Here is a 13,217-nt window from a genome sequence, read left to right on the forward strand (position 1 = left end):
GAGCGCGGCGCGGGGCTGAGCCAGGGCCAACGACAGTTGTTGTCGATTGCCCGCGTGGCCCTCATCGACCCGCGCATCCTCATCCTGGACGAGGCCACCAGCAGCGTGGACACGCGCACTGAGCGGGAGATACAGAAGGCGCTGGAGCAACTCCTGCGCGGGCGGACGAGCTTCGTCATCGCCCACCGGCTCAGCACCATCCGCCACGCCGACCAGGTGCTGGTCGTCGATGGCGGCCAGATCGTGGAGCGGGGCACGCACGAAAGCCTGTTGGCGGCGCGCGGCAAATACTACGAGTTGTATATGAGCCAGTTCCGGCGTTCGACGCAAGATCAAGAGGAACTGGATGTCGAGGCGGAGCCGGTCGGAGTCTCTTAATCAAGCCTCATTGACCAGTAGCAGATAACGCGGATTGCCGCCACGAACGGCGGCAATCCGCGTTATCTGTGAAATCTGTGGATTCTCACATCGCCTTCAAGTTAAGACTCATCGAAAAAGGCAACTATCACAGTTGCCTTTTTCAGCATGTTGGACTTTAATTCCCTGCGCCAGCAAGCAGTACACCACAATGTGACCACAACGTGCGCTGCAATCTCATAGAGTGGATCGAGCACAGACCGGTGCAAGGCCGGGATGAAAACGCATTCGAATAATACGAGAGGTCACAAATGATAGGCACGCTATCAGCCCGAACGAGCATGGTTCTGGCACTCTGGTTCGTCCTGACTATAGCGTTGATCGCGGGCGAACGGGAAGGGACAGCCACAGAAGCGGCCACGGCGCAGACGCTGGGGCGCTCCGCTCAGCCGGCGCGCGCGCCGCAGCCCGGCGACGCGCTGCCCTCGCCGACCAACTGCCGCTACGGTATCAGCCAACTCTTCACCCCCTGGCCCATGCTGGCCTGGACGCCGATGCTCGGCGCCGGGTGGTTCGCCAACTTCAACCACTACGAGCCGGCTGAACCCCACGCGGAGTTCGTCTCTACCATTCGCCTGAGACAGCTCTTTGACAGCCAGGGCGCGCGCCTGCCCGGGTACAGGGTCCTGCCCCCTCTGACGGAGTCTTACGAAGAGAACGGCATCACGTTTCGGGGTCTCGGTCCCTATGTACGATCGCGGCCCGGCGCGATATGGTTGGTGGGCAACGAGATCGAGATCGACAACACCCGCCAGGACAACATCATGCCCGATATCTACGCCCGCGCCTACCACGAGGTGTACCACTACATCAAGGGCATCGATCCCACCGCTCGGGTAGCCATTGGCTCGGTGACGATGGGAACGCCGGGGCGTCTACAATACCTGGACATCGTCTGGGATACGTATCGGGCGCGCTATGGTGTGGACATGCCGGTTGACGTGTGGAACGTTCACATCTACATCTTGCCGGAACGGACGATGTCGCTCGAGCCTCACTACGCCGACGGCAAGATCGCCCTGGGAACCGATCCGAACCTGGCCTACTTTTCCACGAATGACCCCAACCTTTGCCCCTCGCCTCATCAACCCGACCTGGCCGCCAACGATCCGCGCCCCGACGTTTATTGCAAGGCCGAGCATGATAGCGACCGCATTTTCCGCGAGCAGGTCTATAACCTGCGGCGCTGGATGAAAGAGCACGGCCAGCAGGACAAACCGCTCATCATCTCCGAATACGGCAGCCTCTTCGCCTATGAAGGCGGCCAGGCGGACGGGACGTGCGAGCGCCGCCAGGATGAGTTCGGCCGCTGCATGTACCCCGAGCGCGTGGCGACGTTCTTGCGCGAGACGGCCCACTTCATGGAGAACACGCAAGACCCGGAGCTTGGGTATCCCCAGGATGGTTTTCGGCTGGTGCAGCGCTGGTTGTGGTACAGCCTGCACACGCCGGAACTGATCGGCGACTCCAGCAACCTGCTCTCAGATGATTATGCGACTCATCTGCCAGGGTCGCCGGATGCCCTGACGCTCGTCGGGCAAGCCTTCCGTGAAGAAGCCTGGGCCAACGCCGTCTCCAATCTCACCGCGGAGGGCGACACCGCGGTTATCCTGATGGCCGACGAAGCGGACGGTCGAGCCGATGCGCTCATCACGGCCTCGTTCCGCAACAGCGAGACGCTCAGTGTGGTCGAGCCGTTTGTCATCACGTTCTACGCCGACGCCGCGCTGACCACCCCCATCGGTTCGGCTGTGGTGAAGCCGGCCGTGACGGGGTCGGTAGCCGGCTGCTCCTGGGGGCAGAACGCGCGGACTGTCAGCGTCACCTGGCCTGACCTGTCGCCTGGAACGTATCGCTATTGGGCCAAGGTCGACAGCGGCGGGGAAATCAACGAGAGTGACGAAAGCGACAACGTGACAACCGGCGGTGTGGTAACTGTCTATCCCGCCGGCGACTATCCGTACACGACGTACTTGCCGATCACACGCTGGAAATAGGGACTAGGGTCTAGGGGCTAGGGTCTAGGGAAGAGCGCTCTTCCCTAGCCCCTAACCCCTGGCCCCTAGTCCCTAACCTGCGCCAGCAGCATATCGACCATCTCTTCCGGCGTGGGCGGCGCGCTCGAGCCCTGGAAGTGCAGGAGCACCAGCAGCGGCATGTCCATCGGCAGGCCGCCGGTGTCCATACCCAGCATCGCCGCCCCATCTTCGCCACCGAGCGTAACGGTTTGCGCCTGGAACAAGCTGAGCAGCGGCTCCAGCACCTTACGGCCGCGCGGATCGTCGATCCAGGCCCGAATCGTGGACTCGCGGTTCAGCGTCGAGGGCAGCTCCACCGTGGAGTGGAGCATCGCTGTCAGTGTGCAGCGGATGTCGGCCGCCGACGCGCCAATGAGGATGTCTACCGCGCCATCGTCTGTGACCCAGCGCCGGTGAGTCGGGTGATAGTAGGCAAAGGCGCGGAAGTCGAGCGGGATGGTAACGGTCTGGGTCTCCCCCGGTTCCAGATAGACCCGCGCGAACCCCTTCAGTTCCTTATAGGGCCGTCCGAGCCGGGCCTCATGGTCGTGCACGTACACCTGCACGACCTCGGCCCCAGCCATCTCGCCCGTGTTGGTCACGTCCACGCTGACGGTCAGACCGTCCACGTCCCGGAAACTCTCGGTCGAGAGACGCGGGTTGCCATAGGCGAACGAGGTGTAGCTCAGCCCATAGCCAAAGGGGAAGAGCACGGGCAACTCTTTGGCGTCGTAGTAGCGATAGCCGATGTAGAGCCGTTCGCCGTAGTGCACGACGCCGTTCTCGCCCGGATAGTTGATGCGGGCCGGCGTGTCGACCAACCTCAGCGGGAAAGTCTCGGCCAGCTTGCCGCTGGGGTTGACGCGCCCCAGCAGGATGTCGGCAATGGCCCCGCCGCCGGCCTGACCCATCATCCACGCCTCCAGCACCGCCGCCACGCCGTCGATCCAGGCGCTCATGGTGACGGCCGAGCCGTTGTTCAGGATGACCACCGTCCGCGGCTGCGCGGCGCTGACGGCCTGGATGAGCGCCACCTGCTGCTCGGTCAGGTCGAGGTCGGGACGATCGTACCCCTCCGACTCCTTATAGGCCGGCAGGGCGATGAAGAGCAGGGCCACCTCGCTTTGTTCCGCGGCGGCCACGGCCTCATCGATGAGCGCCTGATCGAAGTCCTGCCCCTCCGGGTAGCCGGGGGTGTGGACGATGGTGGCATCCGGGGGTAGCAGTTGGCGTAATTCGTCGAGCGGCGCGCTGACCTCAGTCGGGTGGACGTGGGAACTGCCGCCGCCCTGGATGTAGGGATCGTGGGCGGCGCGGCCGATCACCGCCAGCCGGCGCGGGTCACGCAGGGGCAGGATGCCATCGTTCTTCAGCAAAACCATGCCCGACGCGGCCGCCCGGCGAGCCAGCGCGTGATGGGCGCTCGCGTCGAAGTCGCCCCCCTTGGGCGTCGCCGCGGCCCGGTCAACGATGCGCAGGATGCGCCCCACCGACTTATCCAGCACGGCCTCGTCCAGCTCGCCGTTCCGCACCGCCTCTATGACCGCCCGCACGCGCGACGGGTTGGGGCCGGGCATCTCCAGGTCGAGGCCGGCCCGCAGGGCCGCCGGCCGGTCGTGCACCGCGCCCCAGTCGGAAACCACGAAGCCGTCGAAGCCCCACTCATCCCGCAGGATGTCGGTCAGGAGTTGGTGGTGCTCGGAGCCATAAGTTCCGTTGATGCGGTTGTAGGAGCACATCAGCGTCCAGGGGCGCGCCTGAGTAACGGCCATCTCGAAGGCGGGTAGGTAAATCTCGCGCAGCGTCCGTTCGTCCACCTCGGCGCTGATCGAGAAGCGCTCGTACTCCTGATTGTTGGCCGCAAAATGCTTCATTGACACGCCCACGCCCCGGCTCTGGATGCCGTTAATGAGGCCCGTCGCCAGCACCCCGGCTAAATAGGGGTCTTCGGAGAAGTACTCGAAGTTGCGCCCGCAGAGCGGCGTGCGCTTCATGTTGACGCCGGGGCCAAGCAACATGTCCACGCCCAGGGCGATGGCCTCCTCGGCCAATGCCTGCCCCACTTCCTCCAGCAGGGCCACGTCCCACGACGCGGCCAGGGAGGATGCGGTGGGGAAACACGTGGCCGGCTTGCTATCGCAGACGATGAGATCGAGGTCGGTGACGCAGCGGACGCCGTGCGGGCCGTCGGTCATCACCATGCTGGGGATGCCCAGCCGTTCCACTGGGGTTGTCCGCCACGGCCCCTCGCCCGTGCAAAGGGCCGCCTTTTCCTCCAGCGTCATGTGCGCGATACGTTCTTCAATGGTGAGCATTGATATCTCCTCTGAGGCTAGGGACTAGGGGTTAGGGACTAGGGACCAGGGAAGAGCGCTTCTTCCCTAGCCCCTAACCCCTAGTCCCTAGCCCCTACCTTCCTTCCTCGTAGTGTGCCAATGATACCACGCGGCAGGAAGATAACGATCAGCATGAAGATAATGCCGTAAATCAACGTCCACGATGAACCAAACCAGCGTTCCAACCAGTAGCCGAGTAACTGGATGATGGACGCGCCGATAATCGGCCCAACGAGCGTGCCCACGCCGCCGATGATGGTCATGGCCAGCGCGTCAATGGTGCGCCCCACGCTCAACATCGAGGGGGTTACGCTGACCTGGTAGAGAGCGGAGAGCGCCCCGGCCAACGCCGCAAAGACGCCGGCCGAGACGAAAGCGATCAACTTGAACCAGAAGGTGTTGTAGCCGATCATCGTCGCCCGGTTGTCGTTCTCGCGGCTGGCGATCATCACCTTGCCAGTGGGCGAATCAACCAGGCGTTTGGCCATGATGAAGACGGCCACAAAGAAGATGAGGGTCAGATAGTAGAAGCGCGTGCGGTGGTCGGTGGCGCTCAGATAGGCAGGGACGGGAAAACCATGCAACCCGTCATCCGCTCCGGTATAGGCGCGAAAGTCGCCAGCCTCGGCCAGGATGAAGAACATCTCCGCGAAAGCCAGCGTCACCATGGCCAGGTAGACGCCCTTGACCCGCAACGAGAGTACGCCGAAGACAAGGCTTTGAACCAGGGCGATGACCACCACGGCCACCAGCGCCAGGCCGAACGGCCAGTTGAAGTTACGCCCGATCAGGATGGCGATGGCGTAGCCGCCCGTGCCGAAGAACATGGCATGGCCAAAGGAGAGGATGCCGCTATAGCCGAGCAACAGGTCATAGCTCATGGCGAAGATGCCCAGGATAAGCATCTGGATGATCATGCCCTGCCAGAACTTGGCGTAGCCGCTTTCGGCTCGCTGCATGAGCCTGTCCAGCGTCCCTGCCCCTTCCTGCACCGCGCTGGCATCGTCAATGGTGAGGGCGGCAATGAGAGGGAACAGCACTAGGAATGCCAACACCAGCAGGTAGGGCCACCACTGTCGAACCCATTTCTGGACGGGGGACGTAGAGGGGAGGGCCAGACTCTTTTCCATGAATAATCCTCTTTAGGAGCCAGATTAGGCGGCTAGAACGGAACCTTCTTCTCTAGCCCCTAATCCCTATCCCCTAATTTTCCTTCTTGCCGAAAATACCCGCCGGCTTGACCAGTAGCACAATCGCCATAATCAGCACCGTCGAGGCGCGGGCGATGGCCGGGCTGCCCTTGATGACGGCGTCCAGGAAGGGCAACGTGATGCCCGCCGCCACAAAGTGGTCGCCGAAGGCGCGCGCCATGCCCAGAATGATCGTGCCGACGGCCGCGCCCACGTAGCTGCCCATGCCGCCGATGACCACGGCGATGAACGCCTGCAACTGGAAGATGCCGCCCATGGCTGGAAAGACACCCAGGTAGGGCGCGGCGATGACGCCGCCCATGGCCGCCAGCGCCGACCCCAGAGCGAACACGAAGGTGAACACCTGGCGCACGTTGATGCCCAACGCCTGCACCATCTCGCTGTCTTGCACCCCGGCGCGGATGATCATGCCGATGCGAGTGCGGCGCAGCAACAGACCCACGGCCACGAATACCAGCACGCCGACCAGGATAATGAACAGCCGGTAGGTCGGGAAGGCCCGGCCCAGTACATCGATGGATTGGCAATGCTCGCTGAACCAGCCCAATAGCGTGTCCGACCGGCAACTGGCGTTGAAGATGGAGGGCGGCGGCATGGGCGGGTTGCCCTCTTCGCCCCATACGGCCTCGATGAGGTCGATGCCGGCGATACTGAGGCCCAGGGTCAGCACGAGTTGGGTCACCGGGTTGCCATAGAAAGGCCGGATGAGCGCCGTCTCCACCAGCACCCCGGCCAACGCCCCGGCTATCGTGCCCAGCAGCAGCGCAAGGAGGAACCGCAGATCGGGCGAAAGCGCCAACAGGAATTGCTCGCCCGGATCGCGCACCAGCAAGAGGGCATAGCCGATGACTACCGCGACCGCCGCGATAAGCGCGGTCTGCCAGACGGGACGCGGCGGTAACTCGTCCTGGTGTTCTTTGGGGGCCAGCAACAGCCCCAGCGGGACGCCCGCCAGCAGCAACAGCGACACGCGCCGCAGCATGGCGACCATCGGCTCCTGGGCCTCGGCCGTGCTCACCGCCCCACCGACGGCGGTGATGTTGAAAGCGTTGATGGCCCGGATCGGGAAGCCGCGCAAGGCCAGGATGATGATGCCCGCCGCGGCCAGCATCAACGCGACCGAGACGATCTGCCGGGTGCGCTTATCGTGGACGCGGCCCCAAAAGTTCCGCCCCAGATGTTGGGCCAACACGGCCGCGCCGATGACGACAAAGAGGAACGGCAGCGTGTTGAACAGCAGGCGCGGGTTCATGAAGGTGGACAGCCCCACGTAGGCCCCCAGCACGAAGAAAACGCCGTGGGCGAAGTTGAGCACGTCCATCAGGCCGAAGATGAGCGACAGCCCCGAGGCCACCAGGAAGTACAGCGCCGCCAGCGTCGCCCCCGACAGCATGACGGACATCCACACCTTCGGCTCCATCCCCTGCAAGACGGTCGCCAGCAGGACGACGGCAATCGCCACCACGATCAACAGTCCTCGGTTCTTCTTCACTATCCCGCCCATAGAACCCCCAATTTCCTACGCCGCGCCGAGATAGCGCTTGATGGTCGCCGTATCGTTGACCAGTTCGGACATGAGGCCGCTCTTGACCGACCGGCCCGTTTCGATGATGGTATAGCGGTCGGCCAACTGGCTGGCCATGATGAAATTCTGCTCCACCAGCAGGACGGTGGTATGGGCCGACAGCCGGCGCAGGGCTACCATCATCTGCTCGATGATCACCGGGGCCAGCCCCTCGCTCGGCTCATCGATGAGCAGCAGCCGGTTCTCGGGCACGAGCGCCCGCGCCACGGCCAACATCTGCTGCTGCCCACCAGACAGGTTCCCGCCGGGGAGCTTGATCAGCCGCTTGAGGTCAGGGAAGAGATCGAAGATGAAGTCGGCGCGGCGGGCCAGGTCGCCCGGCTTGCGCTCGGCGATGCGCAGATTCTCCTCTACCGACAGGTCGCGGAAGATGGCCCGGTGTTCGGGCACGTAGCCGATGCCCTTGGCGGCGATGCGATAGGCCGGCTCGCCCTGTATCTCCTTGCCGAACAGGGAGATGGCCCCGTGGCGCGGCGGGGTCAGGCCGATGATCGACTTGAGCGTCGTCGTCTTGCCCGCCCCGTTACGGCCCAGCAGCACCGTAATGCTGCCGTCCGGCACGTCCACCGACACGCCGTCCAGGATGTGGAACTGGCCGATGAAGGTCTGAATATCTTTGACTTCCAGGACGTTGTTTTGCGTGGCTGTTGTCATCGTGTTCCCGAGGGTAGTGGGAAAGCGCGGGGGAGCGGGGGTGCAGGGGAGCGGGGGAGCTAAGAACGCTCTTCCCTGGCCCCGGAACCTGGTCCCTGGCCCCTAACTCTTCGTGAGGTCTCCGTACAGGTCTCCCAGGTACGCCGACTGCACCGTGGGGTTGCCGGCGATCTCGACAGGGCTGCCCTCGGCCAACAGCTGCCCTTGATGCATCACCGTGATCCGGTCGGAGACATTCATGACCAGGTCCATCTTGTGCTCGACCAGGATGATCGTCTTATTGCCGGCGTCGCGGATGCTCTGGATGACCTCCATCAGCATTGGAATCTCCTCGCGCGCCATGCCGGCTGTCGGCTCATCGAGCAGCAATAGCTCCGGATCGGAGGCCAGCAGGATGCCCAACTCCAGCTTGCGCTTGCCGCCGTGGGGCAGCAAGCGCGCCGGCAGGTCGGCCTGCGCCGCCAACCCGACCTGGGCCAGGATGGCGCGGGCGCGCTCCTCGTACTGGCTGAAGTGGCGGTAGTGCTGCCAAAACTTGAAGCTATCTATGCCAATCGCCTGGGCCGCCAGACGCACATTTTCCAGGACGCTCAGGTTGGGGAAAACGTTGGTGATCTGGAACGAGCGGCCGATACCCAAGTGAACGCGGCGGTGGGCGGGCACGTTGGTGATGTCCTGCCCCTTGAAGATGACCCGGCCGCCGCTGGGGCGGATGTTGCCGCTCAACAGGTTGAAGAAGGTGGTCTTGCCCGCGCCGTTAGGCCCGATGATGGTGTGCAGCGTGTGGGCCTTGACCTTCATGCTGACGCCCGCCACCGCCACCAGCCCGCCGAAAGCCTTGCGCAAGTCCTGGGTTTCCAGAATGGTCGCGTCTTCCATGAGGCATCTGCCTGGTCGCGCCGCCGGGGCAGCCGGCGGCGGCTACGATGAGAACCGGAGGGCGACCCTGCGGCCGCCCTCCGTGAACAGCGTTACAGGATTACTCTGCCGGCGGGCAGCGCTCGGCGTACGGATCGACCAGCGCGCACGGCGGCACGGTCCGCTCCGGGCCAAACTCCTCCACCAACTCGACGAACTTGAATTCCGAATCGTTCACGTTGACGACGCGCACGAAGTAGAGCGTCTGCAACGCGACGTGGTCGGCCGGGCGGATCGTCGTCGTGCCTTTCGGCCCCTCGAACGAGAATTCATCCTCGTAGACGGCCCGCAGCGCGTCGGCGCTGGCGTCGCCGTTGGTGGCCTCAAGCCCCTCGACGGCCATGATGGCGGCCATCATGCCGCCCGCGGCCCACAGGTCGGGCGGCGTGCCATACTCTTCCATGTGCCGCTCGACGAGCCAGTCGTTGATCTCATTGTCGGGCAGCGTGTAGTGATAGACCTGGATACCGACCACGCCGATGGCGTCCGCATAGCCGGCGGCGAGCGTCTGGTTGTCGCCCACGCCCGTGCCGACGGTCATCTCGTCGAAGACGCCCAGTTGGCTCATCTGCTGGAACATCGGCGCGAAGCCCGCGCCGGCCCAGGAGACAATCAGCACTTCGGCGCCGGAGTCCAGAATCTGGTTGATGTAGGACGTGAAATCGGTCGTCTCGATCGGCGCGTAGATCGTGCCGCAGCCCTCGGCCGTGTCGTTGGTCGTGAACTGGCCGCCGCCGGCTGTGACGATGGCGTAGAAAGCGCAGGCCGAGCCGATGCCGAAGGCGTTGTCGGGCGCGATCTGTACGAACGTCTCGCCCATGCCCAACAGACCACTACCCATGACCAGGGCGTCCTGGACGCTGGTACGGCTGGTGCGGAAGGTGTTGGGGCTGAAGTTTTCGGCGGTGATGGCCGGCGCCGCGGCCGGTTCGGCGATGTAGATGACGTCGTTCTCCTCGGCCACCGGAATGGTCGCCAGGGCGACGCTCGAACTCACGTTGCCGACGAGGATATCCGCCCCTTCAGCCTCGATAAGCTCGCGGGCCTGCTGCACACCGGTGTCGGGGTCGCTGCCGTTATCCTTCTCAACCACGACGATCGGCCGGCCGGCGACTTCCATCGTGCCCTCGGTGGCGTACTCCAGGCCCAGGTAGAAGCCCTGGGTCTGGCTGGGGCCATAGATAGCCAGCGCGCCGGACTTGTCGGTCATCAGGCCGATGACTACTTCCTCACCGGCGAAGGGCTGCTCGCCGGCTTCCTCGGCGGTCGCTTCGGCCGTTGGCTCTTCAGCGGGGGCTTCGGTCGGCTCCTCGGCCGGCGCTTCAGTGGGTTCCTCGGCGGGAGCCTCGGTCGGTTCTTCGGCCGGCGCTTCGGTCGGTTCTTCCACCGCGGCCTCGGTCGGCTCCTCAACGCTCTCGGCTGGCGCTTCCGTGGCCGCCGGCGGGGTTGTGCCTCCGCCGCACGCGCCCAACACGAGCGCCAGCACGGTCACCAGTGACAACAGTAAAAACAACATTCGACGGTTTTTCATGGATTCTCCTCCATCACTCGGACATGACGGCGAGTCGCGTCAGAGCGCAACTCGCCCACACTACCCTACCGCGCACAGCACACAGACTCCCAGTGGGCCGCGGCGAGGCGCGGTCTAGGTTGCTTATAGCACTTGCTGGTTACAGCAAGGTTACAGGTTGGTAGTCAGGCAATTCATTGCCGTTCTTCTTTCTGGGGCGAAAGAACGGCAATGAATTGCCTGACTACGAGCAGTACAATCACCCTTTGAGAAACTGTGTAATTACCCGGTTAGCCTCGTCCGGAACCTCAAACGGAAAGAAGTGCCCCGCGTTCGGAAGGATCGCGATCCGGCTATCGGGTATCCGGGCGGCCAGCAGCTCGGCGTTGCCCGGCGGCACCACCTTGTCCTGCTCCCCGAACAGGATCAGCGCCGGCGCGCGCACGGCCGACAGCTGGTGCTCGAACGACGCCGCCTCAGGGATAAGCGACAGGCCGATCGCCAGTTGCGCCTGGTAGCCGACGGGGTCGATGGGGTGCTGCACCCGATAGCCAACCCACTCCTCGATGAGTTGCGGGTTCTTCTCGGCGAAGCCGGGCGCGCAGCTGATGGCGATGCCCCGGCGCAGCCGCTCGATGGGGTCGCCGGACAGGTCGGTCAGCACGGCCATCGCTTCAGGCGTGATCGGGACGTGGCGCGGCCCGCCGAAGTTGGTGGCCGACAGGACGAGCTTATCCACCCGCTCCGGGTGTTCGACGGCGATGGCCTGGGCGATGAAGCCGCCCATCGAGTGGCCGACGATGTGGGCCTTGTCGATGCTGAAGGCGTCCAGCATACCGAGCGTGTCGGCGGCCAGCATGTGGGCGGTGTAGGGGCCGGCCGGCTTGTCGCTTTGGCCGACGCCCCGGTTGTCGAAGCTGATCACCTGGAACTGCTCGGCCAGGCCCATGATCATCTTGTGCCACATCCAGCCGTCATAACCCAGACCGGCGATGAGCACCAGCGGCTCACCCGACCCGTGGAGTTCGTAGTAGAGGTTAATCCCATTGGTGGCAACGGTTGGCATAAGGTCTCCTTGTGCAAGGTGCAACCCACTTCAGAAAGTGGGTCGCACCTGTGTTAGTCGTTGGTTGTTGGTCTCCCCTGCTCCCCCGCTCCCCCGCCCCCCTGCTCCACGTAGAGGCGCTTCAACTCCGCCTTCATCACCTTCCCATACGGCGAATAGGGCAGCGCCTCGGCGAAAATGACGCGCTTGGGCACTTTGTAACGCGCCAGGCGGCCCTGGCAAAAGGCCAGCAACTCCTCCTGGGTGGCCGTTCGCCCAGCGCGAGGCACGACGACCATCAGCCCCACCTCGCCCCACTTCTCATCGGGCGCGCCGATCAGCGCCGCCTCGCCGACGGCCGGATGCTCCAGAAAGACCGCTTCCACCTCGGCAGCGTAGACGTTTTCGCCGCCGCTGATGATCATGTCCTTATAGCGGCCGACCAGGTAGTAGTAGCCGTCGTCGTCCTGGCGGGCCATGTCGCCGGTGTGGAACCAGCCGTCGCGCAGCGCCTTGCGCGTGGCTTCGGGGTTGTCCCAGTAGCCGGCGCAGACGTGCGGCCCCCAGATGGCGAGTTCGCCCGTCGCGCCCCGCGCCACGTCCTGGGCCGCCTCATCCACGATCCGCATCCGGCTGTGGAAGATGGGCTTGCCGACCGAGCCGACCTTGCGCACCGACTCCTCGTCGGTCATGGTGAAGCAGTTCACGCCGACTTCGGTCAGCCCGTACCCCTGGCGGAACACGCCGCCCTTGGCCTCCCGCCAGGCGGCGATGAGCGACAGGGGGCAGGGCGCGCCGCCGCTGACGAAGAAGCGCACGGCGCTGAAGTCGGCCGCGGCGAAGGCCGGGCTGCTCAGCCACATCTGGAACAGCGTCGGCACGCCCAGGACGACGGTGCATTTCTCGCGCTGGATGAGCGCCAGCGAGGCCTCGCTGTCGAAGCTGCGGGCCAGGATGATCTTGCCGCCGACGTAGAAGAGCGGCGTCAGGAAGATGAACAGCCCCCCGGCGTGGAACATCGGGGTCATGATAGGCGAGACGTCGTCGGCCCCCAACCCCCAACTGATGACGGTGTTGATGCAATTCCACACCACCTGCCGGTGGGGCAACATCGCCCCCTTGGGCCGGCCGGTCGTCCCGGAGGTGTAGAGCAGGCAGCAGATGTCCTCGCCGCTCAGGGGCGGGCGCTCCGGCTCAGCGGCGGGCGCGGCGGCGACGCACGCCTCATAGGACAGCGCGCCCTCGACCGGCGCGCCCTCGATGGTCAGGACGAGCGGGAAGTCGATCTCCTGGCGTATCTCGGCCAGCAGCGGGACGTATTCGGGGGCGCAGATGATGGCCTTGGCCCGGCTGTCGCCGGCGATGTAGACCAGTTCGCGCGCGGTTAGCCGCCAGTTGAGCGGCGCGAAGATGGCCCCGATCTTGGCCAGGCCGTATAGCAAGTCCACGTAGACGATGCTGTTCTGGGCCAGGATCGCCACCCGGTCGCCCTTCTCAATGCCCAAGGCCCGAAAGGCGTTGGC

The 13,217-nt window shown here is 64.5% G+C and carries 10 protein-coding genes; 2 read left to right on the forward strand and 8 right to left on the reverse strand.

The features are described from left to right. Together ACE3UY_RS22920 and ACE3UY_RS22925 are read left to right on the forward strand one after the other, a co-directional pair. A partial coding sequence (locus tag ACE3UY_RS22920; RefSeq protein ID WP_374689786.1) for an ATP-binding cassette domain-containing protein occupies window positions 1-378 on the forward strand: 378 nt, incomplete at its 5' end. Window positions 379-698: 320 nt separating this feature from the next. Further along, on the forward strand, window positions 699-2,414 hold the full coding sequence (locus ACE3UY_RS22925) for a CARDB domain-containing protein (protein ID WP_374689787.1): 1,716 nt from the start codon (window positions 699-701) through the stop codon (window positions 2,412-2,414). A 65-nt stretch (window positions 2,415-2,479) separates the two neighbouring features. Here the strand turns inward: ACE3UY_RS22925 and ACE3UY_RS22930 are convergent, their stop codons facing one another. The 8 genes from ACE3UY_RS22930 to ACE3UY_RS22965 form a co-directional block, all read right to left on the reverse strand. Next, window positions 2,480-4,750 carry a glycoside hydrolase family 3 C-terminal domain-containing protein gene (locus tag ACE3UY_RS22930; RefSeq protein ID WP_374689788.1) on the reverse strand — a complete coding sequence of 757 codons (2,271 nt, stop codon included), beginning with the start codon at window positions 4,748-4,750 and terminating at the stop codon, window positions 2,480-2,482. Between the two features lie 80 nt (window positions 4,751-4,830). Next, window positions 4,831-5,901, reverse strand: a complete 1,071-nt coding sequence (locus ACE3UY_RS22935) for a branched-chain amino acid ABC transporter permease (protein ID WP_374689789.1) — start codon at window positions 5,899-5,901, stop codon at window positions 4,831-4,833. Window positions 5,902-5,974: 73 nt separating this feature from the next. Then, complete coding sequence (locus ACE3UY_RS22940) at window positions 5,975-7,474, reverse strand: branched-chain amino acid ABC transporter permease (protein ID WP_374689790.1); 1,500 nt, start codon at window positions 7,472-7,474, stop codon at window positions 5,975-5,977. A 27-nt stretch (window positions 7,475-7,501) separates the two neighbouring features. Further along, window positions 7,502-8,221, reverse strand: coding sequence for an ABC transporter ATP-binding protein (locus tag ACE3UY_RS22945; RefSeq protein ID WP_374689791.1), 720 nt, complete (start codon window positions 8,219-8,221; stop codon window positions 7,502-7,504). A gap of 102 nt (window positions 8,222-8,323) precedes the next feature. Beyond that, window positions 8,324-9,100 carry an ABC transporter ATP-binding protein gene (locus ACE3UY_RS22950; RefSeq protein WP_374689792.1) on the reverse strand — a complete coding sequence of 259 codons (777 nt, stop codon included), beginning with the start codon at window positions 9,098-9,100 and terminating at the stop codon, window positions 8,324-8,326. A 100-nt stretch (window positions 9,101-9,200) separates the two neighbouring features. Next, window positions 9,201-10,670 (reverse strand): substrate-binding domain-containing protein, encoded by a 1,470-nt coding sequence (locus tag ACE3UY_RS22955; protein ID WP_374689793.1) that lies wholly within the window; start codon window positions 10,668-10,670, stop codon window positions 9,201-9,203. A gap of 238 nt (window positions 10,671-10,908) precedes the next feature. Then, window positions 10,909-11,715 (reverse strand): alpha/beta fold hydrolase, encoded by an 807-nt coding sequence (locus ACE3UY_RS22960; protein ID WP_374689794.1) that lies wholly within the window; start codon window positions 11,713-11,715, stop codon window positions 10,909-10,911. 53 nt (window positions 11,716-11,768) lie between these two features. Further along, on the reverse strand, window positions 11,769-13,217 hold a 1,449-nt coding region (locus ACE3UY_RS22965; protein ID WP_374689795.1), incomplete at its 5' end, for a long-chain fatty acid--CoA ligase.

This window comes from Promineifilum sp. (SeqCode), from assembly GCF_041918635.1.
Lineage (GTDB): Bacteria > Chloroflexota > Anaerolineae > Promineifilales > Promineifilaceae > Promineifilum.

Bases quoted from the DNA above. Each gene is read 5' to 3' on its own strand.
- ACE3UY_RS22930 (WP_374689788.1), bottom strand. From the start codon at position 4,750: ATGCTCACCATTGAAGAACGTATCGCGCACATGACGCTGGAGGAAAAG.
- ACE3UY_RS22950 (WP_374689792.1), bottom strand. From the start codon at position 9,100: ATGGAAGACGCGACCATTCTGGAAACCCAGGACTTGCGCAAGGCTTTC.
- ACE3UY_RS22935 (WP_374689789.1), bottom strand. From the start codon at position 5,901: ATGGAAAAGAGTCTGGCCCTCCCCTCTACGTCCCCCGTCCAGAAATGG.
- ACE3UY_RS22955 (WP_374689793.1), bottom strand. From the start codon at position 10,670: ATGAAAAACCGTCGAATGTTGTTTTTACTGTTGTCACTGGTGACCGTG.
- ACE3UY_RS22925 (WP_374689787.1), top strand. From the start codon at position 699: ATGGTTCTGGCACTCTGGTTCGTCCTGACTATAGCGTTGATCGCGGGC.
- ACE3UY_RS22960 (WP_374689794.1), bottom strand. From the start codon at position 11,715: ATGCCAACCGTTGCCACCAATGGGATTAACCTCTACTACGAACTCCAC.
- ACE3UY_RS22945 (WP_374689791.1), bottom strand. From the start codon at position 8,221: ATGACAACAGCCACGCAAAACAACGTCCTGGAAGTCAAAGATATTCAG.